Source organism: Photobacterium minamisatsumaniensis (assembly GCF_050336695.1).
Taxonomy (GTDB): domain Bacteria; phylum Pseudomonadota; class Gammaproteobacteria; order Enterobacterales; family Vibrionaceae; genus Photobacterium; species Photobacterium minamisatsumaniensis.
Map to the genome: position 1 here is coordinate 171,794 of NZ_JAKJSI010000014.1, position 21,926 is coordinate 193,719.

Consider the following 21,926-nt stretch of genomic DNA (forward strand, 5'->3'; position numbering starts at 1 on the left):
GAGCACCTTTCGGTGCTCTTTTCAATGTCGTGGTACTGTTAGAATAATTCGTCAGAGCTGTCTTCTGAGAAAATACTTTCCTGAGAGCTCTCACTTACGGTTTCCGTTGGCTCGGTACCTTTTTCGAAATACTCGAACATTGACGTGAAATCACTACGGCTGCTCAGCTTCCCGCTTTCACGATCGATACGAACTCTAACGATATCATCTGGTAGCTGTTTGCGTTGTACAGGAACATCTTCCAGTGCTTTATCCATAAAGCCAACCCATGCAGGCTGAGCGGTTCTCGCACCGGCTTCCCCTCCAGAAATTTGGTTTTTGTCGAGGTTATTGTTCCATGCAACTTTGCCTAACTCGCGGCGGTGATCATCAAAACCGACCCAAGCCGTGGCAACAATACCAGGGCCAAAGCCCGTATACCATGCATCTTTAGAGCCGTTTGTGGTACCCGTTTTACCACCGATATCACGACGTTTTAGGCTCTGTCCTCGCCAACCTGTACCATTCCAACCTGTACCATTACGCCAATCACCACCACCCCAGATATTACTTTCAAGCATTTCTCGTACTAAGAAGGCGTTTTGTTCTGAAATGACTTGTGGTGCATAGCTTTCGCTTTGCTGGCCGTTTTCACGTTGAGTATTACCCAGCTCTTGTTCATTAATGGCGATATCGTTGAGTACAGCAGTACTGGCTGCTACGGTATTACCTGATTGTTGCTGCTCTCTTTGGCATTCGCTATTACAAACGATATTTGGCTTTGCTTGATAAACAACTTCGCCATATGGATCTTCTATGCGTTCGATAAAGTAAGGTTCAACGTAGTACCCACCGTTGGCAAACACCGAGAAGCCTTGCGCCATTTCAAGAGGTGTTAAGCTACCGGCGCCAAGCGCAATCGCTTCTGCACGCGGCAAATCTTTGCGTTTAAAGCCAAAGCGCGTTAGGTAGTTAATGGTTTCATCGAGGCCTACATTTTGTAGAACACGTACAGCCATTACGTTTTTCGATTGAGCAAGCCCAATACGAAGGCGTGTTGGGCCGTTATAGGTGGGCGGCGAGTTTTTTGGTCGCCATGCCGTACCCATGCTCTGATCCCAGCGATTAATCGGGGCATCGTTTACCAGTGACGCAAGTGTCAGTCCATTATCAATCGCCGCAGAGTAGATAAACGGCTTAATGCTCGAACCGACCTGACGGATGGATTGGGTGGCGCGGTTAAATTTACTGTGGACGAAATTAAATCCTCCGACCATGGCTTTCACTGAGCCGTTCTGTGGCGATACCGCGACAAAAGCGGTATTGGCATCGGGCACTTGGCTGAGTACCCATTGCTCGTCTTTTTGCTGTACCCACACTTGTTGTCCAACAGCAAAAATATCAGATACGCTTTTGGGTGCCGGACCTTGGCGTTTGTCACTAATGAATCGGCGAGCCCATTTCATACCATCCCATTCTAAGGTCTGCTGCTGCCCCCCTTTGATAACCACTGATGCAGTCTTGCTGTCAGTTGCGGTCACAATGGCTGGCAATAACTGGCCATAAGTTGGTTGGTTGTTGAGGTGACTGTTGATCTGCTCGGTCGACCAAGTAGGTTGCGTTGCTTCCCAAAGGGTTGCGACGGCACCGCGGAAACCATGGCGTTGGTCATAGCCGAGTAGGTTGTCGATGGTCGCTTGTTGGGCGGCTCGTTGCAGCGTTGGGTCAACCGTGGTGTAAATGCGCATACCAGAGGTATAGGCAGCCTCTTCACCGTAACGTTCAACCATCCAAGCGCGGGCACGCTCAGCAAAATAAGGCGCGCGGAGTTCGATTTCGGCGCTATGGTAGCGAGCCACAATCTCTTCAGAGCGAGCTTGGTTGAACTCTGCTTGCGTGATGTAACCTTCTGACAACATCCGGCCAAGTACCACATTACGGCGTGTCGTAGCACGACGCAGTGAGTAAATTGGGTTCATGGTTGATGGCGCTTTGGGTAATCCCATAATAACCGCGATTTCACTAAGGGTTAGCTGGCCAACTTCTTTACCAAAGTAGACTTGTGCCGCTGCTCCTACACCATATGAACGGTAGCCGAGGTAAATCTTATTCAGGTATAGCTCAAGGATTTCGTCTTTGGTGAGCAGCTGCTCTATGTGTATCGCAATGAAAATCTCTTTGATTTTCCGCATGATCTTCTTCTCGTTAGAGAGGAAAAAGTTTCGTGCTAGCTGCTGGGTTATTGTACTCGCCCCTTGCTTGGCGGAACCAGACGTCGCGACGACAAAAGCGGCACGGGCAATACCTATCGGGTCGATACCGGGATGGGCATAGTAACGGCTGTCTTCGGTAGCAATGATCGCATTAATCATTTGTGGGGGGATCTCATCAAGAGAGAGTGGGATCCTGCGTTTTTCGCCAAACTGGGAAATGAGTTTGCCGTCAGAACTAAAAACCTGCATAGGTGTTTGTAATTCAACATTTTTCAATGTTGCAACATCTGGCAGTTCTGGCTTCACATAAAAGTAAAAGCCAAAAATAGTACTGACTCCAAGAATTATGCAAATCATTGCAAGTATGAGTAATCGCTTTATGAACTTCACTTGAGAATTCCCGTTACATCAACATTCGAGCGTTCAATATCTACCTGCCGATAGTATAAAGATAACTTCATTAAAATTAACGCCATAACGTGGTGTTTGTTTTTAAACATTTGCTTTTCCGCTTACAAGGGAGCATAGCACGGTATGTTTCGGAACCCACTAACAATTGGGATTGATATTGGCCACCACAGTGTCAAGGCGGTGGTGTTACGACAGAAGAAAACCGAGCTAGAGCTTGTCGCATTTGCAGAGGTCATATTATCAGCATCTGTGATCAATGAGCAGCATAGCGTGAATGCCCCTTCCTTGTTGTCAGCGATACGTAAATTAAAAAAGGCGCTGCCTTTTGGGGCGCGAAAAGTGGTGTTAGCTCTGCCTGATAGCGCGGTGATCAGCAAGGTTATCCAGCTGGATGCCAACCTAAATGAAGATGAAGCGGTATTTGCCGTTGAACAGGCATTGAGTGCTTCATCCCCCTTCCCCGTTGAAGAGTTAAGAACGGATTTCTTTCCTTTGTCTGCGGAGTCATTCTCTGAACCTGCATTGACGCTGCCTTACCAAGTTTTTGCCGCACGTAAGGAAACGGTTGAAAGCCGTATTAAGGTGCTACGGAAAGCGGGTTTAAAGCCCTTTGTCATCGAGCTGCAAACACATGCTTTGTTGTGGCTAGAAGCCCTTGTCACACAGCAGCATGATGCTGGCGGGCAGTGGGGCGTTATTGATATTGGCAAGTGCCGGACTGCATTTTGCGCCAGCCCGACAAACAGCGCTGCTTATCACCGTGAACTCGCATTTGGTACCGAGGCGTCTGGCAATCAACCTAGTCCGCTCGGCATTAGCGCAGAAGTTGCTGCTGAATCATCCGAAGCGCAAGAGCTGTTTACCAAGCAGTTGGCCGATAACTTAAAGCGTCAGCTTCAGCTTTATAACTCGACCCATCCTCGTGCTGTTTTACAAGGGTTGTGGGTGAGCGGTGGTGGCCAATCTCTTGTGGTGAAAGAGATGCTCCAGCGAATGCTTGGGTTGGAGGTTCGATGGATGCACCCACTGGCGATATTTGAGCGCAATCAAAAAATTGATATCGCCATGGAGCAAGGTCGGCTTGGTCAATATGCGGTAGCAGCAGGGCTGGCAGTTCGAGGAAGTACTGCATGATAGCAAAACTGAATTTACTGCCTTGGCGAGAAGAAAGAAAGCGTCACCACAAGCAACGGTTTTATGCCTTACTTTTGGCGGCCGCTGGTGTGGTCCTTTGCGGGTTATGGCTGGTTTCGAGTTTTCTCAACCAGCAGCAAAGTGTTCAAGCGCAGCGGAATAATCAATTAACGGCAGAAATAAGCGCGTTAGAGCAGCAGTTATCGTTGCTACCTCAGATGGATCAACAACGTGAAGCGCTAAATAAGCGTTTAGCGGTTATTACTGACATTCAAAAAGGCCGTAACCACATAACTCGATTACTGAGTTTATTGCCGAGCGTTGTGCCGCAAGGTGTTTACCTTAACACACTGGCAATGACTGGAAGCCATACAAAAATTAACGGGGTTGGCGACTCAAACGGTCGGCTAGCCACACTATTATCGAATGCTGAGCAGTCGGAGTGGATCGGTAGTGTGAACATGCACTCAATCGTATTAATGAAAGAGAAGCAGAGTCGAAACCAAGAACAGACAGAGTTTAGGGCTTCCTTTGTGTTGCGTACACCGCAAGAGGCGCTGGTAGTGAGTAATAAAAATCAAGGAGAGCAAGTGAATGACTGATTGGCGTGATCTTGAGCTTGATGAAATTACGGAGTGGCCATTGATAGCCCAATGCGTTATCGCGGCATTGCTCGCGGTGGCTCTGTCGGCAGCTGGATATTGGTATTGGATTATCCCCGAGCATGAAGAATTGCTGCAAATAAAGCAGACTGAAACCGATCTCCGCCAGCAACTGGTTCGTCGAGCTAATCAAGTCGCAGCCTTGCCTAAAGTAAGGCAGCAAATTGAGGTGCTTGAAGGCCGCTATCAGTTTGTGGTCAAACAATTACCAGAAGAAGACGAACTGGCAAGCTTGTTGGCCAACGTGAATGATATCGGCATACGAAACGGACTTGAATTCCAACGTATTGAATGGGCATCTCGTATTGAGCATGAGTTGTACTATGAGTTTCCAATGAGCATCGTACTTACTGGAAAGTATGAAGATATTGGGCTCTTTGTCGAAGACATTGCCAAGCTCTCACGCATTGTTACCTTAAAAAACATTGGCTTGGAAAGATCGGATCGTAAAGGTCAGCAAGCGCTATTGTCACTCAAAGTTTCTGCAACAACATACCGATTCAAAGCTTCGGTTAAGGGGCCTGCATGAACTGGCAGTTAGGCGTGTTGGTGCTGGGGCTACTCGGGTTGGTGGGGTGTCGGGCAAATGATGATTCTGTCGCGCAATTTATTACCTATACCCACCAACAGGCCAAGGCAAATGTAGAACCATTAGAAGAGCAGCCCGTCTTTGTTGCTGAATCGTTTGTGATGACAAGTACCAGAGCTCCATTTTTGCGGCCTCACCCTGAACTTGGTGAGGCGAGAGAGGGCGTGAAGCAAGCATGCTGGCAGCCACAGCAACGAGCGCAAAGATCACCGCTTGAGCGTTACCCACTAACACAACTGAGCATGCGTGGTGTGATGGGGGATAACGAACAGCTTTGGGCCCTTATTTATACCCCTGAAGGCAAGCTCGTTAAGGTTGGGGAGGGGCACTATTTAGGACTCAATCATGGAAAAGTAAAAATGGTTGATCAAAAAACAGTAGAAATTGAAGAAATTTTGCCTGATGGCGAGGGGTGCTGGTTAAAAAGAGTAACCACGCTCGCCCTTGTTAAGCATGGTTCCGCAGTATAAGAAGAGACAAAAACTATGGCAAGGATTGCAGCGAGTCGAACAAAGTGGCAGGCGGTTATGGTTCCCGTTATCAATATGATGAGGTGGCTAGGACTGTTGACCTTATGCATGGCATGGTCTGTACAGGCAGCAGACAATCAAGTGACACAAATCGATTTTAAACGCACCAAAGAGAGTCATGGTCTGCTATTGATTGAATTGGCACAAGCCCGTTCGCTAGTTGATATGCGACAGTCAGGGCAGCAGCTTTATATTGATATTCATGACACAGGGATTAGCGATGACATGGTGTATGTGTTAGATGTTGCTGACTTTGCGACTCGGGTAAACACCGTCGAGATATTCAAAACTGAGCGAGGTGTCCGCTTAGTGCTAAAAATGAATGGTGCCTTTAGTTATGACTATGATAGCGAAGGTAACACCGTTGAAGTCGTTATTCAGGCAGTGAATGCGGCCAAGGTGCATACCGAACCATCGCAGATCTCTTATGACGGCAAGCCAATCTCGATTAACTTTCAAGATGTACCTGTACGTAACGTGCTACAACTTATCGCGGAATATAATGACTTTAACTTAGTGGTCTCCGATTCTGTCCAAGGTAATTTAACGCTACGTCTTGACGACGTGCCTTGGCAACAGGTGCTCGATATCATTTTGAAAGCAAAAGGGCTCGATAAACGCGAGCAAGGTTCTGTGGTTTTGATCGCGCCCAAAGAAGAGCTAGCGCAAGGTGAGCGGCATCGCTTGGAAGCCAAACGGCAAGAAGAAGAGTTGGCTTCATTGCGTTCTGAAATTATTCAGGTGAACTATGCAAAAGCGACCGAACTTGGTGAGTTACTGCGAGGGAGAGATGATGGTGTGAGTATGCTATCGGCACGTGGCTCGTTGCACGTGGATGCAAGAACCAACTCTTTAATTATTAATGACATTCCTGATACATTGGATAATATTCGCGACATCGTGTCGGCATTGGATGTGCCGGTCAAGCAAGTGCAGATCGAAGCCCGGATCGTGACAGTTAATGAAGGTGACATTGACGAGCTGGGGGTGCGCTGGGGAATATTATCGAGTAATGGTAACAATACTGTTGGCGGCTCAATCGAGAGCAACCTAAACTCTGTTGGTTTGTTGGAAGATGAAGCAACCGTTAATGATTTTCTTAATGTAAATTTAGCCGCAACAAAAGGTGGAGCATCCAGTATTGCCTTCCAGGTAGCGAAAATAGGCGATGTATTACTTGACCTTGAATTGTCTGCTCTGCAGTCCGAGAAGAAAGCTGAAATTATTTCTAGCCCAAGATTAGTCACAACAAACAAAAAGATGGCCTATATTGAACAGGGTACAGAGATCCCTTACCTCGAAGCCTCATCGAGTGGAGCGGTATCTGTTGGGTTTAAAAAAGCGGTGTTGAGCTTAATGGTAACGCCACAAATTACGCCAGATGGTAAATTGGTTTTGGACTTGGTCGTAACACAAGATAAACCCGGCTCGGTGGTTAATACAGGGACCGGTGAAGCTATTGCTATCGATACTCAGCGGATTGGTACTCAAGTACTGGTCGAGAATGGTGAAACGGTTGTGTTAGGGGGAATTTACCAGCACACCATCAATAATTCAGTGCGTAAAGTACCCTTATTAGGGGATTTACCGGTCTTAGGAACACTTTTTAGCCATAAACTTGAAGAATTAGCTAAGCGTGAATTGTTGATTTTTGTCACGCCGAAGATTGTTCACCAATAGGGTAAATCGTGCTTTTTTGCAGACGATGGCGACTAAGTTGTGAATAAGTACCATTTCAGGCTGGCGTCAATATAGCATGAATGGAATAAATAACGGTTATAGCTATTGCCAAAGGCCGTCAAGACCTGAGATAATTTTCGGTCTTATCACGAATTAAATGTGAGGAAGTTGGCGCCTCGGGCTTATCTAATGAAAGCCTGCGGGCGGTGTCGTTTTATTAACCGCGCGTAAAATTGCTAAAAATGGCTGAAAAACGAAATATTTTCCTGGTCGGCCCAATGGGTGCCGGCAAAAGTACTATTGGTAGACACCTTGCACAGCAACTGCATATGGAGTTCTTTGATTCTGATTCAGTAATCGAAGACCGTACTGGTGCAGATATTAGCTGGGTATTTGATGTTGAAGGTGAAGAAGGTTTCCGTGTTCGTGAAGAACAGGTAATTGACGATCTGACTCAACACCAAGGTATCGTATTGGCGACGGGTGGCGGCTCTGTGAAGAGCAAAGATAACCGCAACCGTCTATCTGCTCGCGGTATCGTTGTATACCTAGAGACGACTATCGAGAAGCAACTCGCTCGTACACAGCGCGATAAAAAGCGTCCTCTACTGCAAACGGATACCCCACGTGAAGTGTTGGTATCACTAGCAGATGATCGCAATCCACTGTATGAAGAAGTTTCTGATTACGTGGTGCGTACTGATGATCAGAGTGCGAAAGTTGTCGCAAACCAAATCATCAAGATGCTTGAAGAGCGTTAATTTAGAACAGAGAGCTGGCCATGGAACGGATCAACGTCAATCTCGGTGACAGAAGTTACCCAATATCCATCGGCGCCGAGTTATTTAATAACCCGGCGTTATTTTCCTCTGCAATACCAGCAGATCGACGTGTTGTTGTGGTCAGCAATGAAACGGTAGCCCCGCTCTATGCCGAACAGGTTATCGGGACTATCCGTTCATTACCATGCGACGTCGCACTCCTTTCTTTGCCAGATGGCGAACAGTACAAAACCCTAGATACGTTCAATCAAATTATGACTTTCCTCCTTGAAGGGAACTATGGCCGCGATGTGGTTATTGTTGCTTTAGGCGGTGGTGTCATTGGTGACGTGGTGGGCTTTGCTGCTTCTTGCTATCAGCGAGGTGTTGATTTTATCCAAGTACCGACTACTTTGCTGTCTCAGGTGGATTCATCTGTCGGCGGTAAAACAGCGGTGAACCACCCCTTGGGGAAAAATATGGTTGGTGCTTTTTACCAGCCTAAAGCAGTGATCATTGATAACCACTGCCTCAACACTTTACCAGAACGTGAGTTTGCTGCCGGTATGGCGGAAGTGATCAAATACGGGATTATTGCCGACGCTGACTTTTTTAGTTGGCTTGAAAATAATCTTGAGAAGTTACAAGCATTGGATAATGATGCACTGAGCTACGCTATTGCCCGCTGCTGCCAGATCAAAGCAGATGTTGTTGCTGCCGACGAAAAAGAGACGGGAGTAAGGGCATTGCTAAACCTTGGCCATACCTTTGGTCATGCGATTGAAGCTGAGATGGGGTATGGTAACTGGTTACACGGTGAAGCCGTTGCTGCTGGTACTGTACAGGCGGCCTTGACCGCTCACTATCAAGGTTTGATGTCACTGCAAGATGTTGAACGTATTACTCAGTTATTAAAACGGGCTAATTTACCTGTAAAAGGCCCCGAAGGAATGACATTCGAGTGCTACATGAAGCATATGATGCGTGATAAAAAGGTATTGTCAGGTCAACTTCGTCTTGTATTACCGACGGGTGTCGGTCAGGCTGAAGTCGTTGCAGGTGTACCCGAAACGGTCTTGCAACGAGTGATCACTGAACAATAATGTAGGCCATGATGAGCAGTGGCATGCATGTAGCGTCATTGGACTTGGATTCTCAAGTCCAACTCCTTTCTAGAATTCAATTTCTTACCCGCTTTAGCTCCAACCTTATCCCTGTCACAGGTGATGAAGGCGCGGGAAAAACTTGGCTTGCACAACGTTACCTTGAAGCATGGGCGAATGCTGAACAACAGGTTTTAGTGTTATGCCACCCCAGCCAAGCAGATGCACAGCATCGGGCAATTATTCTCCAGCAGTTAGCACCAAATGCGGTGTTTAATGAACATGATCCTTTACTACAAAGTATCGAACGGATCTTGAATCAGTACCCTGTTAACCTTTCGCTTGTTATTGATGATGCTCATCTACTTAGTTCGGTGGTTATTGCTGAGTTGTGGGCGTTGATACAGCATGCTCAGGCCGCTCCTGATTGGCAGGTGAATGTATTATTGTTCAGTCATACTGGCCGGTTGGATAAATACCTCGCATCGGTTGCCCACGGGAAAGGGCAATTACCGCTAGAAGTTGAAATACCACCGTTCACGGAGCAAGAAGTTCAGACGTTTGTTGAGCAGATGTTTGCCGATGAGGCATTAGATACGCAGCGACGTCGGCTACTTCGAGAAAAAGCGGCTCAGGTTGCACCGCGACCGGGCGAGTTAGTGAAATTAGAGCAGGTAGAGCATATGGATATGTCGAGTAAAGCCTCAAAGAAGCCATCCCCTTGGGTGGTGCTAACGATATTATCGGTAGTCCTCATTGCGATGACTGTCGGTTGGTTCTCTCTTTCTAAACCTGAAAGTGAGTTATTAGCCACTGACGGAATCGATCAAGCACAGCTTGAACGGGCGTTGGCTGACGCGCAGGAAGAAACGCTCAAGCTAGAGACTGAGGCTATCACTGAGGATGGCTCTCAAAGTGCTGACTCGATAGTCTTAGACGAATCTGATGAGAGTCTTGATGATTCCAAAAACCTACCACCAGAAGTATCAATTGAAGGGTTAACTGTTGGGCGTAATGAAACGTCTCAACGCGTTGTTGTACCTTCAGAAGTCGTTGATGCCATGATATCAGACCAAGATATCGGTGGCTCGGGTGAGCAAGCCGTTGAAGCGCAATCGCCAGCAGTACAAACGAATAGCATGAATGTGGCTGAAGAAGATGGATCAGCGCAAGTCAACTCAGCCTCCGTACTACCTGAGAATGACCAACCTCTTAATACCGATGCTGAATCGGATTCTGATCGATTAGGCACCGAACTAAAGCGGGTTGATCAAAGTCATTACGCGCTGCAGTTAGCTGCGATGAAGTCTTTGACTGCTGCCAAAAAGTTTGTGGCTGAACATGATATTGCCTCACTTTCTAATATTTATGAAACCCGCCGTAACGGTGTACCATGGTTTATTATTATTACGGGTGATTACCCAAATGTTGTTGCTGCACGCAAGGCTGAAACAGGTTTGCCTAAGCAGCTACAAGCGCTTCAACCGTGGGTGAAATCTTATCGTCAGATCCACACTGAAATTGAGCGGGTTAAATAACGCTATTGATAGAGATATTTCCGGGTTAACGGTATCAGTAGCGGTATAAAATGGTGTACAATCCGCCACCTTTCGTTACAAAGTCGGTATTGGTGGTCAGCTGAATGAAAAAGCATCGTGCATTCCTGAAGTGGGCTGGGGGTAAATATTCCCTAGTTGAGGAAATTGAACGTCGCCTACCACCTGCGCGGAAATTGGTTGAGCCGTTTGTTGGTGCTGGCTCGGTTTTTCTGAACACTGATTTTGAACAGTACTTGTTAGCAGATATCAATCCTGATCTGATCAACTTGTACAACATTATCAAAAACCAACCTGACCAATATATTAAAGACAGTAAAGCACTGTTCACGCCAGAGTATAATCGTAAAGAAGCGTACTTAGAGATCCGCGAGACCTTTAATCGCACTAATGACCCTTACCTGCGTTCGCTGTATTTCTTGTACATGAATCGACATGGCTTTAATGGCCTGTGTCGTTATAACAAGAAAGGTGGCTTCAATGTTCCATTTGGTTCTTATAAAAAGCCCTATTTTCCTGAAGCCGAAATCAACTACTTTTCTGAAAAAGCCAAGCGAGCCACATTCGTTTGCGAAGGCTATCAGCAAACATTCTCACGTGCTCGTAAGGGCTGTGTCGTTTATTGTGATCCGCCTTATGCGCCATTATCGACGACTGCTAATTTTACGTCATATGCAGGTAATGGCTTTAGCTTAGATGATCAAGCAGCACTGGCAGATATGGCAGAGAAAGCTGCCCGTGAACGCGATATTCCTGTTTTGATTTCAAATCATGACACCACGCTGACCCGTCGTTTATATCACGGCGCCGATCTCTCGGTTGTTAAAGTGAAGCGTACGATTAGCCGTAATGGCAGCGGACGTAATAAAGTCGATGAGCTATTAGCGCTATTTCAGGCTGACGGCGAATCAACAATTTAGCTTGTCACCCATTGACTGATCATAATCAGCAGAACAACAAAAAGAACAATGAATAAAATGCCGCCAATGATATAAGGCCAAGGCGTTACTTGGCTAAAGTCTCGATGGCGGTTCTGATCCGATTGCACACCCAAAAATGCGGCCCCCACACTCAGCAATACATTCCTTTTCTTCGTTTTTTCTGTACGTTTTGTCGCGTTACTTTGATCTTGCATCTAGCTCTCCCTGTTGCCGTCACATCCGTTTTTTAGTTTAGCTAAGACATCACGAATTGGATCGGGTAGAATTGCGCCGATTTACGATAACGTTTTCGTTTGTACCGTTTTGTACCGTATAGAGGCTGAACATGAAGGACTTTTTGATCGCTCCATCTATCCTATCTGCAGATTTTGCTCGTCTTGGCGAGGATGTTGAGAAAGTATTAGCAGCAGGTGCCGATGTTGTGCACTTTGACGTGATGGATAATCACTACGTACCGAACCTTACCTTTGGCGCACCAATCTGTCAGGCATTGCGTGACTACGGTATTACAGCACCGATTGATGTTCACTTAATGGTTAAGCCAGTTGATCGCATTATTCCTGATTTCGCGAAAGCGGGCGCGACCATGATTACGTTCCATGCTGAAGCGACAGAACATTTGGACCGTACGCTACAACTTATTAAGGAGTGTGGCTGTCAGGCGGGGGTAGTTTTCAACCCAGCGACGCCGTTGCACCACTTAGACTACGTAATGGACAAAATCGACATGATTTTGTTGATGTCGGTGAACCCAGGTTTTGGTGGTCAGTCATTCATTCCGAACACCTTGGATAAGCTGCGTGAAGTGCGTAAGCGTATTGATGAATCTGGTTACGATATCCGTCTGGAAATCGACGGTGGCGTTAAAGTTGATAATATCCGTGAAATTGCCGAAGCGGGTGCTGATATGTTTGTTGCAGGCTCTGCGATTTTCAGCCAACCAGATTATAAAGCCGTCATTGATGAAATGCGTGCTGAACTGGCAAAGGTTGAACGTTAATGAAAGCGTTCAAAGGCATTAATTTTATTGTTTTTGATCTTGATGGCACGCTGCTCGACAGTGTGCCTGATTTGGCGGAAGCAGCAGACAAAACAATGCAGGCGTTGGGACGTCCTCGCGTAACGGTCGAGCAGGTAACGACCTGGATTGGCAATGGCGCCGATATTCTAATTGGCCGTGCCCTTAGCCAGAGTATCGAGGTTGACCCAGAGCTTGACCCAACACTCCATCAGCAGGCTCGTCAGCTTTTTGATCGTTTTTATGAAGAAGGCGGCCACCAAAAAAGTGCCCTTTATGATGGGGTAAAAGAGACATTAGCAGCATTCCATCAAGCTGGGATCCCAATGGCTATTGTAACCAATAAGCCCGCGCAGTTTGTGCCGCACTTGCTTGAGCAGCATGAAATCGCAGACTACTTTGTGGATGTTATTGGTGGCGATACTTTTCCACTAAAAAAACCTGATCCTTATGCATTGCATTGGCTGATGGAAAAGCACCAGCTTGCAGCCAGCGAGATGCTGATGGTGGGTGACTCGCGTAATGATATCTTGGCGGCAAAAGCGGCAACATGTTATGTTGTTGGACTAACGTATGGTTACAACTATGGCCAGCCAATTAGCGCAAGTGAACCCGATATTGTGTTGGATCACTTTAGCCTGCTGGCAGAAACCGTTAAACTAGGAAGCTAGTACGGTTAGCTTTGCGTTAACAATCAATTTAATTTCAATCAGCGGCTTAATTGCCGCTGTTTCTTTGAGTGACATAGGAAATTCTCATCATGACTAAACCCATTGTATTGAGCGGCGTCCAGCCTTCTGGCGAATTAAGTATTGGTAACTATTTGGGTGCGCTGCGTCAGTGGGAACAGATGCAGGATGACTATGATTGTCAGTACTGTGTAGTCGACCTTCACGCGATCACCGTACGCCAAGATGCCAAAGCCCTGCATGAAGCAACGCTTGATGCATTGGCGATTTGTTTGGCCGTGGGCGTAGACCCGAAGAAAAGTACGCTGTTTGTGCAGTCTCATGTACCTGAGCACGCACAGCTAGGCTGGTTGCTTAATTGCTACACCCAGATGGGTGAGCTAAGCCGCATGACCCAGTTTAAAGACAAATCTCAACGCCATGCAAATGATGTGAATGTTGGCTTGTTTGGTTACCCAGTACTAATGGCTGCCGATATCCTGTTGTACGGTGCGCATCAAGTACCTGTGGGTAGCGATCAGAAGCAACACTTAGAATTAGCGCGTGATATTGCCACTCGCTTTAATAATATTTACAGCCCTGAAAGCCCAATCTTCACGGTTCCAGAACCTTATATCCCGACCGTCAATGCGCGCGTTATGAGCTTGCAGGATGCGACGAAGAAAATGTCGAAATCGGATGATAACCGTAAGAATGTGATCACATTGCTGGAAGATCCTAAGTCTATCCTTAAGAAGATCAATAAGGCGCAAACCGATGCCGAGACACCACCACGCATTGTGCACGATATTGAAAATAAAGCGGGTATCTCGAATTTGATGGGTTTGTACTCGGCTGCATCAGGTAAGACGTTTGAAGAAATTGAAGCGCAATACCAAGGTGTTGAAATGTACGGGCCATTCAAGAAAGATGTCGGTGAGTCGATTGTTACGATGCTTGAGCCTATCCAATCAGAGTACAAACGAATTCGTGAAGATCGTGCCTACATGGATGCCGTTATGAAAGCCGGTGCCGAGAAAGCATCAGAGCGTGCTGCAGTAACGTTGAAAAAAGCGTTTGAAGCGGTTGGGTTTGTAGCTCGCCCATAAGCGCAACACGTCGTGTAACGAAAAGAAGCCGGCTATTAGCCGGTTTTTTTTCGCTATAACTTGCCTTTCTCCCGTCCTGTAGCAAAATAGGACGCTGAATTTTCAGGGAGCTGATGTACCCATGCTGTTGATGATCGATAATTACGACTCGTTTACCTATAACCTTTACCAGTACTTTAGTGAATTGGGTATCGAGGTGAAGGTCGTCCGCAATGATGAAATCGATATCGCTGGCATTGAAGCATTAGCCCCATCTCACCTCGTGATCTCTCCTGGTCCATGTACCCCGAATGAAGCGGGGATCTCGCTAGAGGCTATTCGCCACTTTGCAGGTAAATTGCCGATTTTAGGGGTTTGCCTCGGGCATCAGTCTATTGCTCAGGTGTTTGGTGGGGATGTTATACGTGCCCGTCAGGTCATGCATGGGAAGACCTCACCCATCGTGCATACTGATAACGGTGTCTTTACTGGGCTAAATAACCCATTGACCGTCACCCGTTACCATTCTTTGGTTGTTAAGGCCGAGACCCTGCCTTCATGCTTTGAAGTGACAGCGTGGACGGAAATAGATGGTGAGCGTGATGAAATTATGGGTATTCGCCATAAAACATTGTCGATTGAAGGTGTACAATTCCACCCTGAAAGTATTCTGACTGAGCAAGGTCACCAGCTATTGGCTAACTTTCTTCGCCGTAGCCAATAGGTTCAACTGTCTAGCAGCATTTTATGCTGCTTTTTGTCTTAATCATCTGATCTTGGTTGGCTGATAGCGCTAGCTGTTTACTGCTTCTGGATCTTTTTACCGCCTTTTCTGTATATTCCTCCGCGATCCTAGTCACCTTTTTTAACATTTTTGTATCTTTTCTTGTTTTTGCAATTAAGGAAATATTATGCAGCTTTTTTACCATGCTGGCTTTTATTTCCTAGTAGGAAAAACACTTTCCTGTATTTGGGGGTTAATAAAATTGCCAATGACACGCATAAATATGTTTTAAACCGATGGTTAACCTAATGCGAATAAGCAATAAAAAATATTATGCTATTGGAATTGGTTAATAAAATGTAAATACTATGCTTAAGGCAATAAACCTAGAAGGAAACGACAATGGCAAAGGAAAACACCGTAGAACGCCAGCTTTTTGATGAGGTCATGGTGCCTTGTTATTCACCGATGCAAGTTATCCCTGTTAAGGGAGATGGTGCCCGAGTATGGGACCAAGAAGGGCGAGAGTATGTCGACTTTGCCGGTGGGATTGCGGTGAGTTGCTTAGGCCACTGTCATCCTGTGATGGTTGATGCCCTCAAAGAGCAAGCTGAGAAGTTATGGCATGTCAGTAATGTACTGACCAATGAACCTGCATTACGGCTTGCTAAATTACTGACCGAGCATTGTTTTGCCGATAAAGTTTTCTTTGCTAACTCTGGTGCAGAAGCGAATGAAGCTGCGCTGAAATTGGCTCGTCGCTATGCTGTTGACCAATTTGGTCCAGAAAAGTCAGAGATCATTGCGTTTCAACAAGGCTTCCACGGCCGGACTTTCTTTACCGTCACGGTTGGTGGACAAGCCGCATATTCCGATGGTTTTGGTCCCAAACCGGGTGATGTGACCCACCTGGAATACAATGATTTATCGACCCTGGCCGAGCACATGTCAGAACGTACTTGTGCCGTCATGATGGAGCCTCTTCAAGGAGAAGGTGGCATCATTTCACCAACCAGTGAGTTTATCCAAGGTGTCCGTGAGTTGTGTGATAAGCACAACGCGCTGTTGATTTTTGATGAAGTACAAACGGGCAATGGCCGAACGGGTGACTTCTACGCTTACCAAGGGCTAGGTGTTACACCAGATATTCTGAGTACCGCAAAGTCATTAGGGGGTGGTTTCCCAATTGCTGCCATGTTGACAACCTCTGAATTGGCAAAGCATTTGAAAGTTGGCACCCATGGCTCGACCTATGGCGGTAACCCACTCGCGTGTGCTGTCGCTGAAGCAGTTGTGAATGAAGTGACTAAACCTGAGGTTTTATCGGGTGTTAAGCAGCGTGAACAATGGTTCCGTGAGGCATTAGCCGCCATTAACAGTAAATACCCTATTTTTGACGAAGTTCGTGGTAAGGGGCTGCTGTTAGGCGCAGCCTTGAATGATGAATGGCAGGGGCGCGCCCGTGACATTCTGGTTGCCGCTGGTGAAGAAGGGGTGATGGTGTTGGTCGCGGGTACCAATGTGGTTCGTTTCACGCCATCGCTCGTGATCAGTAAGGCGGATATCGATGAAGGTATGGCACGTCTTGAACGCGCGATTGCCAAAATTTACCACTAAGTATCCACTCAAATCATGCAGCAGTTGGCAGGAGCCTGACTGCTGCTTCTGACCGAGGTCAGAATCAGACATTTAGGGTTGCAGTGCTTTGCTGCAACCTGCATCAGGAGGGAATTCGATGCTGGTTATACGTCCTATTAAGGCTGCCGACCTACCGGCGCTTATGCAGTGTGCCGAAGAGTCCGGGCATGGCTTTACTTCTTTGCCGGTTAATGAAGAGATATTAACGAATCGGATCAAGCATTCGGAAGAAAGCTTTGCCAAGGCAGTGAGCCGAGCTGGCTCTGAGGGGTATCTGATGGTTGCAGAAGATACCAAGACTGGAGAAATTGCAGGGACGACGGCGATAGAGGCGGCAATTGGCCTTGATAACCCTTTCTATACTTACCATCTCAGCACGGTGGTGCATTCTTCTCGACGTTTGAACGTTCATAATGCGGTAAAAGTACTGACATTTGGTAATGACTACACTGGAGTGAGTGAGCTCTGTACGCTCTTTCTGCGGCCTGAATGGCGAGAGGGAGCCAATGGCCGCCTATTGTCTAAATGTCGTTTCCTGATGATGGCAGAGCACCCTCAGCGGTTTGATAATACTGTGATTGCCGAAATGCGTGGCGTCTCCGATGACGATGGCAACTCACCGTTTTGGGAATGGTTAAAAGAACACTTCTTTTCTATCGACTTTACCCTTGCGGATTACTTAACGGGTATCGGTAAAAAAGGCTTTATTGCGGATTTAATGCCTAAGCTTCCTATCTACGTTAACTTACTGAGCCCAGAAGCCCAGGCTGTTATCGGTGAAGTACACGAAAAAACACGTCCGGCGTTACGCTTACTTGAGAAAGAAGGGTTTACCTGTCGTGGTTATGTCGACATTTTTGATGCGGGACCGACAGTTGAGTGTGACATCAGAAACATTGAATCGGTTCGTCATTCAAAATCGTGTTACGTGGAAGTGGGCCTGCCTGCGAAAAGTCAGGATTGTATTGTGAGTAATACATCTTTCAGTCAGTTTCGTGCAGTGACCGGTAAAGTTGGTATTAAGGGCGACACCGCCGTTATCTCTGCTGAAATGGCACAAGCCCTTCAAGTACAACATGGCGATCAAGTTCGCCTGATCACCCAATAAGGAATTCGACAATGACTCAATGGATCGCAGGTGAATGGCTGGCTGGAGAGGGGGCGGTTATGCAATCGTTCAATCCTTTTACCGAAGAGGTCATTTGGCAGGGAAAGGCGGCAACAGGCGGACAAGTCGCGTCGGCGGTGAGTAGTGCTCGTGCTGCGTTGGCAAAATGGCGTCATTGTGATTTTGCCAAGCGACAAGCTATTGTGGAGCGCTTTGCTGAATTGGTAAAAGATAACAGTGAGATGATTGCCAAGGTTATTGCCGAAGAAACCGGTAAGCCATTATGGGAAACGCGTACCGAAGCAGGCGCGATGGTGGGAAAAATTGCCATATCACTGCGGGCTTATCATGAACGTACTGGCGAAAGACAAAAAGACGTGGCGGGCAGCCAGGCAATTTTACGTCACCGTCCCTTAGGTGTCATGGCGGTATTTGGGCCGTATAACTTCCCGGGCCACCTTCCAAATGGGCATATCGTGCCTGCGTTATTGGCCGGTAATACTATCGTGTTTAAACCATCAGACCTTACGCCGAAAGTTGCAGAAGAAACCATGAAGCTTTGGCAACAGGCTGGGTTGCCTGATGGGGTGATAAATTTGGTCCAAGGTGCGCGTGAAACGGGTGAGGCATTAGCGGGTGACAGCGGTATCGATGGCCTACTCTTTACGGGTAGCGCGAATACCGGGCAGATCCTGCACCGCCAGTTTGCTGGTCAGCCAGAGAAGATGCTCGCACTTGAAATGGGGGGCAATAATCCGATGGTTATTTCTCAGCATTATGGCGAGCTTGATGCCACTGTCTACACTATTATTCAGTCAGCGTTTATTAGCGCGGGTCAGCGTTGTACTTGTGCTCGTCGCCTGTATTTACCCAAAGGCGAGAAAGGGGATCGTGTACTTACTCGCTTAGTTGAGCTTGCATCGGCTATTCGCGTGGGTGGTCAGTTTGATGAGCCAGCCCCTTTTATGGGATCGCAAGTCTCTAATGCCGCTGCAGATAACATTCTCCAAGCCCAGTCTCAGCTTATTGGTCTTGGCGGTGAAGCATTATTGGTCGCTACCCGCGGGCAAGGAGCAATCGTTACTCCTGGGATCATTGAGGTGAGTACTATCGCAGAATTACCGGATGAGGAATATTTTGGCCCCTTGTTGCAGGTTGTGCGTTATGACGGTTTAACACAAGCCGTTGAGAAGGCAAATAATACCCGTTATGGCTTATCTGCAGGGCTGATCTCAACCGATGACGATGAATGGCAGTATTTTATCGATCATATTCGGGCAGGCATTGTGAATCGCAACCGTCAATTGACGGGTGCCAGTGGGGATGCCCCTTTTGGTGGGCCGGGTGCTTCTGGCAACTTGCGGCCAAGTGCTTATTATGCCGCTGACTACTGTGCGTACCCAATGGCATCAATGGAAGGTGATCAACCTGAATTGCCAGCACAGTTGTCACCAGGGATCCGTATGTAGAGCATGTTTCAGGTATTCCGTTTTATCGACCAGCTAAGAGGATGTGATATTCATGGAAAGGGTTGTGCAATTATTTGATGGCTTATGGCAAGACTATACTCAGCGTTTATGCCCCTCTGCTGCACAGGTGCATGATTTACTCACTGAAGATGAGCCGTTGCTGAATGACCACATTGCGTTACGGACGTTCAATTTACCTAAAGTGGGCCTAGATAGGCTAGCGGCGCCGTTTATTGCATTGGGTTATAAACCTTGTGGTAAGTATCACTTTGAAGCGAAGAAGCTTTATGCTGAGCACTTTGAACATCCAAATCCAGATGCACCGAAAGTCTTTATCAGTGAATTGCTAGTAGGGCAGTTTAGCTCGTTGCTACAGCAAACCGTTCGAGAGCTTGTCGATCAAGTACCTGAAGCGGCGATGCGTGATCCAGCCTTCTTGTATGGTGGGCGGCGTTGGGACCTCGACTATGCCACTTATGAGTTGCTGGTAGCAGAAAGTGAATACGCAGGGTGGTTAGCCGCGCACGGTTTTGGTGCCAACCATTTTACGGTCAATATTAATCAGCTCGAGCAATTTACCGAGGTCGAAGAGGTTAATCATTTACTGCGCCATAACGGCTTTTCGATTAATGAATCTGGGGGCGATGTGAAAGGTAGCCCAGAGGTAATGCTAGAGCAATCAGCGACGATTGCCGATACTGTTGATGTTGGCTTTACCGATGGTGTGTTTAGTATCGCGGGGGGATTTTACGAATTTGCTAAGCGCTATGCTACACCAGACGGTGAGTTATATCGTGGCTTTGTTGAAGCGTCAGCGGATAAAATTTTTGAAAGCACCCACGCGAAGAAAGGCTAAATTCTCTGGCGTGAAAAGAGATTAACCCCATAGCCCACTGTTATGAAATACGGTGGGTTTATCGTGTGCGATAAGAGTCAAACGTGTTTGGGGTAGACTAATGGCACTGGCTATCAAGTGGTGTGATCCCAAATTCATGCTTAGCAAGTTGCCCTTTATGGTATGGCGAAGTCGTTTGTTGTTCAAAATAGTGCCGACGCCCGCTAAAGCCTGTCATTTCAACTGTTGGGGGAAGGGGGGCAATAACGCTCGTATTGCTTGCAGGAAAGCCATTTGCTGAAAAACGTTCGAGATCCATATCAATTTTATCCATGTGAATGACGTATTATCACTTACGCCAGATATGCACAATGTAGCACTTGATGGTGAGGATACAAGAAAGAAAAAGTGAGCAATACGGCAAAAATACCATTTTGGTATGAATTCCCGGATCAAAAAAGCCGCCTGAGGCGGCTTTTTATTATCAATGATGGCACGCGAAATTAACGTGTACCGTATACCACGATAGTTTTACCGTGAGCAGAGATTAGGTTCTGCTCTTCCAGCATTTTCAAAATACGACCAACAGTTTCACGAGAACAACCCACGATCTGGCCAATTTCTTGGCGAGTGATCTTGATTTGCATACCGTCAGGGTGCGTCATCGCATCTGGCTGTTTCGCAAGGTTTAGAAGTGTCTGAGCGATACGGCCAGTCACATCTAGGAAAGCAAGATCACCTACTTTCTGGCTTGTAACCTGAAGACGGTTTGCCATTTGAGCAGACAGACGCATCAGAATATCAGGGTTAACTTGAATAAGCTGGCGGAATTTCTTGAAAGAAATCTCTGCTACTTCACAAGGGGTTTTTGCTCGAACCCAAGCGGTACGCTCTTGGCCTTCTTCGAACAAGCCTAACTCACCGATGAAGTCACCCTGGTTTAGGTAAGACAAGATCATTTCCTTGCCTTCTTCATCCTTGATTAGGACAGCCACAGAACCTTTAACAATGTAGTAGAGCGTTTCAGCTTTTTCACCCGCATGAATCAAAGTACTCTTTGACGGGTATTTATGAATGTGGCAATGCGAAAGAAACCACTCTAGAGTTGGATCTGTTTGAGGTTTACCTGGAACCATATTACTAACTTCCTCTGTGTTTGTTGCCCAACAACGACGTCCATCAAAAAAGGGCTGGGCCTATACTTGGTGTTCGTCGCTTAGGATATTCAGTCAACAGCTGGGCTGCAAGCTCACGTGAATAATTAGTTCAAAGTTTATCTTTTTTCAGCATGCATTTCTTGATATTGATCTATCGAGAATGGTCATTTAGTAGTCATAAGTGTGCACATGATCACACAGTTGCTATATTGTCACTAATTACCCTATAAGTAGTAAGGAAAAACAAATGCAATCACGAGTGAAATGGGTCGAGAATATGACCTTCTTAGGTCAGTCAAATTCTGGCCATAGTGTGGTTATGGATGGCAATGGCGGAGAAAAAGCGCCAAGCCCAATGGAAATGGTATTGATGGCGGCTGGGGGATGTAGCTCGGTTGATGTGGTTGATGGATTGAAATCAGCAGGGCAGAAGATTACGGGTTGTGAAGCGCAAATTTCATCTGAGCGCCGTGAGCAAGCCCCCCGTATTTTTACCTCAGCAAACCTACATTTCGTGGTTACAGGTCATGAACTCGATGAAGCGCTAGTGGCGAAAATTGTTGCTGATTCGCTAGAGAAGTATTGCTCGGTGTGCTTGATGCTTGGTGAAGGTGTTGAAATGACGCACTCTTATGAAGTGAACTGCGCTTAATTCGACACGG

General features: G+C 46.8%; 22 protein-coding genes. 18 read left to right on the top strand and 4 right to left on the bottom strand.

From position 1 onward, the window contains the following. Positions 1 to 38: 38 nt before the first annotated feature. Entirely contained in the window at positions 39 to 2,582 is a 2,544-nt protein-coding gene (locus tag L4D78_RS06925) for a penicillin-binding protein 1A (protein WP_428466227.1), read from the bottom strand. A gap of 144 nt (positions 2,583 to 2,726) precedes the next feature. Between L4D78_RS06925 and pilM the strand changes: the two genes are divergently transcribed. The 9 genes from pilM to L4D78_RS06970 all read left to right on the top strand — a co-directional run bounded on the left by pilM (position 2,727) and on the right by L4D78_RS06970 (position 11,538). Then, positions 2,727 to 3,737 (top strand): type IV pilus biogenesis protein PilM, encoded by a 1,011-nt coding sequence (gene pilM / locus L4D78_RS06930; protein ID WP_428466228.1) that lies wholly within the window; start codon positions 2,727 to 2,729, stop codon positions 3,735 to 3,737. Next, positions 3,734 to 4,339, top strand: coding sequence for a PilN domain-containing protein (locus L4D78_RS06935; RefSeq protein WP_428466229.1), 606 nt, complete (start codon positions 3,734 to 3,736; stop codon positions 4,337 to 4,339). The genes pilM and L4D78_RS06935 overlap by 4 nt, the downstream gene beginning before the upstream one ends. Continuing rightward, positions 4,332 to 4,928 carry a type IV pilus inner membrane component PilO gene (locus tag L4D78_RS06940; protein WP_428466230.1) on the top strand — a complete coding sequence of 199 codons (597 nt, stop codon included), beginning with the start codon at positions 4,332 to 4,334 and terminating at the stop codon, positions 4,926 to 4,928. Before L4D78_RS06935 ends, L4D78_RS06940 begins: the two co-directional genes overlap by 8 nt. Beyond that, the gene (locus L4D78_RS06945; RefSeq protein ID WP_428466231.1) at positions 4,925 to 5,458 is read left to right on the top strand and encodes a pilus assembly protein PilP; all 534 of its coding nucleotides are present in this window, start codon (positions 4,925 to 4,927) and stop codon (positions 5,456 to 5,458) included. The genes L4D78_RS06940 and L4D78_RS06945 overlap by 4 nt, the downstream gene beginning before the upstream one ends. Positions 5,459 to 5,533: 75 nt before the next feature. After that, positions 5,534 to 7,198, top strand: coding sequence for a type IV pilus secretin PilQ (locus tag L4D78_RS06950; RefSeq protein ID WP_428466269.1), 1,665 nt, complete (start codon positions 5,534 to 5,536; stop codon positions 7,196 to 7,198). 242 nt (positions 7,199 to 7,440) lie between these two features. After that, positions 7,441 to 7,959 (top strand): shikimate kinase AroK, encoded by a 519-nt coding sequence (gene aroK / locus L4D78_RS06955; protein WP_428466232.1) that lies wholly within the window; start codon positions 7,441 to 7,443, stop codon positions 7,957 to 7,959. A gap of 20 nt (positions 7,960 to 7,979) precedes the next feature. Next, a complete protein-coding gene (gene aroB, locus L4D78_RS06960; protein ID WP_428466233.1) occupies positions 7,980 to 9,062 on the top strand; it encodes a 3-dehydroquinate synthase in 1,083 nt (360 codons plus the stop codon). 23 nt (positions 9,063 to 9,085) lie between these two features. Continuing rightward, a complete protein-coding gene (locus L4D78_RS06965) occupies positions 9,086 to 10,600 on the top strand; it encodes an SPOR domain-containing protein (RefSeq protein ID WP_428466234.1) in 1,515 nt (504 codons plus the stop codon). 104 nt (positions 10,601 to 10,704) lie between these two features. After that, entirely contained in the window at positions 10,705 to 11,538 is an 834-nt protein-coding gene (locus L4D78_RS06970; RefSeq protein WP_428466235.1) for a Dam family site-specific DNA-(adenine-N6)-methyltransferase, read from the top strand. Here the strand turns inward: L4D78_RS06970 and L4D78_RS06975 are convergent. After that, positions 11,535 to 11,753: a DUF2970 domain-containing protein gene (locus L4D78_RS06975; RefSeq protein WP_428466236.1), complete on the bottom strand. Its 219-nt coding sequence runs from the start codon at positions 11,751 to 11,753 to the stop codon at positions 11,535 to 11,537. The genes L4D78_RS06970 and L4D78_RS06975 overlap by 4 nt on opposite strands. A gap of 131 nt (positions 11,754 to 11,884) precedes the next feature. On the opposite strand from L4D78_RS06975, the gene rpe reads away from it, so the two are divergent. The 8 genes from rpe to L4D78_RS07015 all read left to right on the top strand — a co-directional run bounded on the left by rpe (position 11,885) and on the right by L4D78_RS07015 (position 20,128). Then, positions 11,885 to 12,559: a ribulose-phosphate 3-epimerase gene (rpe, locus tag L4D78_RS06980; RefSeq protein WP_428466237.1), complete on the top strand. Its 675-nt coding sequence runs from the start codon at positions 11,885 to 11,887 to the stop codon at positions 12,557 to 12,559. After that, on the top strand, positions 12,559 to 13,248 hold the full coding sequence (locus L4D78_RS06985; protein ID WP_428466238.1) for a phosphoglycolate phosphatase: 690 nt from the start codon (positions 12,559 to 12,561) through the stop codon (positions 13,246 to 13,248). Before rpe ends, L4D78_RS06985 begins: the two co-directional genes overlap by 1 nt. 89 nt (positions 13,249 to 13,337) lie before the next feature. Next, positions 13,338 to 14,354 (top strand): tryptophan--tRNA ligase, encoded by a 1,017-nt coding sequence (trpS, locus tag L4D78_RS06990; protein WP_428466239.1) that lies wholly within the window; start codon positions 13,338 to 13,340, stop codon positions 14,352 to 14,354. Positions 14,355 to 14,475: 121 nt separating this feature from the next. Then, positions 14,476 to 15,057 (top strand): aminodeoxychorismate/anthranilate synthase component II, encoded by a 582-nt coding sequence (locus tag L4D78_RS06995; RefSeq protein ID WP_428466240.1) that lies wholly within the window; start codon positions 14,476 to 14,478, stop codon positions 15,055 to 15,057. Positions 15,058 to 15,459: 402 nt separating this feature from the next. Next, positions 15,460 to 16,674, top strand: a complete 1,215-nt coding sequence (locus L4D78_RS07000) for an aspartate aminotransferase family protein (RefSeq protein ID WP_428466241.1) — start codon at positions 15,460 to 15,462, stop codon at positions 16,672 to 16,674. A 118-nt stretch (positions 16,675 to 16,792) separates the two neighbouring features. Continuing rightward, positions 16,793 to 17,803, top strand: coding sequence for an arginine N-succinyltransferase (gene astA / locus L4D78_RS07005; RefSeq protein WP_428466242.1), 1,011 nt, complete (start codon positions 16,793 to 16,795; stop codon positions 17,801 to 17,803). 11 nt (positions 17,804 to 17,814) lie between these two features. Beyond that, positions 17,815 to 19,272 carry a succinylglutamate-semialdehyde dehydrogenase gene (gene astD / locus L4D78_RS07010; protein ID WP_428466243.1) on the top strand — a complete coding sequence of 486 codons (1,458 nt, stop codon included), beginning with the start codon at positions 17,815 to 17,817 and terminating at the stop codon, positions 19,270 to 19,272. A gap of 52 nt (positions 19,273 to 19,324) precedes the next feature. Further along, entirely contained in the window at positions 19,325 to 20,128 is an 804-nt protein-coding gene (locus L4D78_RS07015) for a DUF1338 domain-containing protein (protein ID WP_428466244.1), read from the top strand. Positions 20,129 to 20,225: 97 nt separating this feature from the next. Here L4D78_RS07015 and L4D78_RS07020 read toward each other — a convergent pair whose 3' ends face one another. Both L4D78_RS07020 and crp read right to left on the bottom strand, forming a co-directional pair. Beyond that, a complete protein-coding gene (locus L4D78_RS07020; protein WP_428466245.1) occupies positions 20,226 to 20,441 on the bottom strand; it encodes a hypothetical protein in 216 nt (71 codons plus the stop codon). Between the two features lie 169 nt (positions 20,442 to 20,610). Continuing rightward, complete coding sequence (gene crp, locus L4D78_RS07025) at positions 20,611 to 21,243, bottom strand: cAMP-activated global transcriptional regulator CRP (RefSeq protein WP_068330579.1); 633 nt, start codon at positions 21,241 to 21,243, stop codon at positions 20,611 to 20,613. A gap of 268 nt (positions 21,244 to 21,511) precedes the next feature. Between crp and L4D78_RS07030 the strand changes: the two genes are divergently transcribed. After that, the gene (locus tag L4D78_RS07030) at positions 21,512 to 21,916 is read left to right on the top strand and encodes an OsmC family protein (RefSeq protein ID WP_428466246.1); all 405 of its coding nucleotides are present in this window, start codon (positions 21,512 to 21,514) and stop codon (positions 21,914 to 21,916) included. Positions 21,917 to 21,926 lie beyond the last annotated feature (10 nt).

Excerpts from the sequence above, each read along its gene's own strand:
- pilM (WP_428466228.1), top strand. The coding sequence starts at position 2,727 with ATGTTTCGGAACCCACTAACAATTGGGATTGATATTGGCCACCACAGT.
- L4D78_RS06935 (WP_428466229.1), top strand. The coding sequence starts at position 3,734 with ATGATAGCAAAACTGAATTTACTGCCTTGGCGAGAAGAAAGAAAGCGT.
- L4D78_RS06940 (WP_428466230.1), top strand. The coding sequence starts at position 4,332 with ATGACTGATTGGCGTGATCTTGAGCTTGATGAAATTACGGAGTGGCCA.
- L4D78_RS06945 (WP_428466231.1), top strand. The coding sequence starts at position 4,925 with ATGAACTGGCAGTTAGGCGTGTTGGTGCTGGGGCTACTCGGGTTGGTG.
- L4D78_RS06950 (WP_428466269.1), top strand. The coding sequence starts at position 5,534 with ATGATGAGGTGGCTAGGACTGTTGACCTTATGCATGGCATGGTCTGTA.
- aroK (WP_428466232.1), top strand. The coding sequence starts at position 7,441 with ATGGCTGAAAAACGAAATATTTTCCTGGTCGGCCCAATGGGTGCCGGC.
- aroB (WP_428466233.1), top strand. The coding sequence starts at position 7,980 with ATGGAACGGATCAACGTCAATCTCGGTGACAGAAGTTACCCAATATCC.
- L4D78_RS06965 (WP_428466234.1), top strand. The coding sequence starts at position 9,086 with ATGCATGTAGCGTCATTGGACTTGGATTCTCAAGTCCAACTCCTTTCT.
- L4D78_RS06970 (WP_428466235.1), top strand. The coding sequence starts at position 10,705 with ATGAAAAAGCATCGTGCATTCCTGAAGTGGGCTGGGGGTAAATATTCC.
- L4D78_RS06975 (WP_428466236.1), bottom strand. The coding sequence starts at position 11,753 with ATGCAAGATCAAAGTAACGCGACAAAACGTACAGAAAAAACGAAGAAA.
- rpe (WP_428466237.1), top strand. The coding sequence starts at position 11,885 with ATGAAGGACTTTTTGATCGCTCCATCTATCCTATCTGCAGATTTTGCT.
- L4D78_RS06985 (WP_428466238.1), top strand. The coding sequence starts at position 12,559 with ATGAAAGCGTTCAAAGGCATTAATTTTATTGTTTTTGATCTTGATGGC.
- trpS (WP_428466239.1), top strand. The coding sequence starts at position 13,338 with ATGACTAAACCCATTGTATTGAGCGGCGTCCAGCCTTCTGGCGAATTA.
- L4D78_RS06995 (WP_428466240.1), top strand. The coding sequence starts at position 14,476 with ATGCTGTTGATGATCGATAATTACGACTCGTTTACCTATAACCTTTAC.
- L4D78_RS07000 (WP_428466241.1), top strand. The coding sequence starts at position 15,460 with ATGGCAAAGGAAAACACCGTAGAACGCCAGCTTTTTGATGAGGTCATG.
- astA (WP_428466242.1), top strand. The coding sequence starts at position 16,793 with ATGCTGGTTATACGTCCTATTAAGGCTGCCGACCTACCGGCGCTTATG.
- astD (WP_428466243.1), top strand. The coding sequence starts at position 17,815 with ATGACTCAATGGATCGCAGGTGAATGGCTGGCTGGAGAGGGGGCGGTT.
- L4D78_RS07015 (WP_428466244.1), top strand. The coding sequence starts at position 19,325 with ATGGAAAGGGTTGTGCAATTATTTGATGGCTTATGGCAAGACTATACT.
- L4D78_RS07020 (WP_428466245.1), bottom strand. The coding sequence starts at position 20,441 with ATGGATAAAATTGATATGGATCTCGAACGTTTTTCAGCAAATGGCTTT.
- crp (WP_068330579.1), bottom strand. The coding sequence starts at position 21,243 with ATGGTTCCAGGTAAACCTCAAACAGATCCAACTCTAGAGTGGTTTCTT.
- L4D78_RS07030 (WP_428466246.1), top strand. The coding sequence starts at position 21,512 with ATGCAATCACGAGTGAAATGGGTCGAGAATATGACCTTCTTAGGTCAG.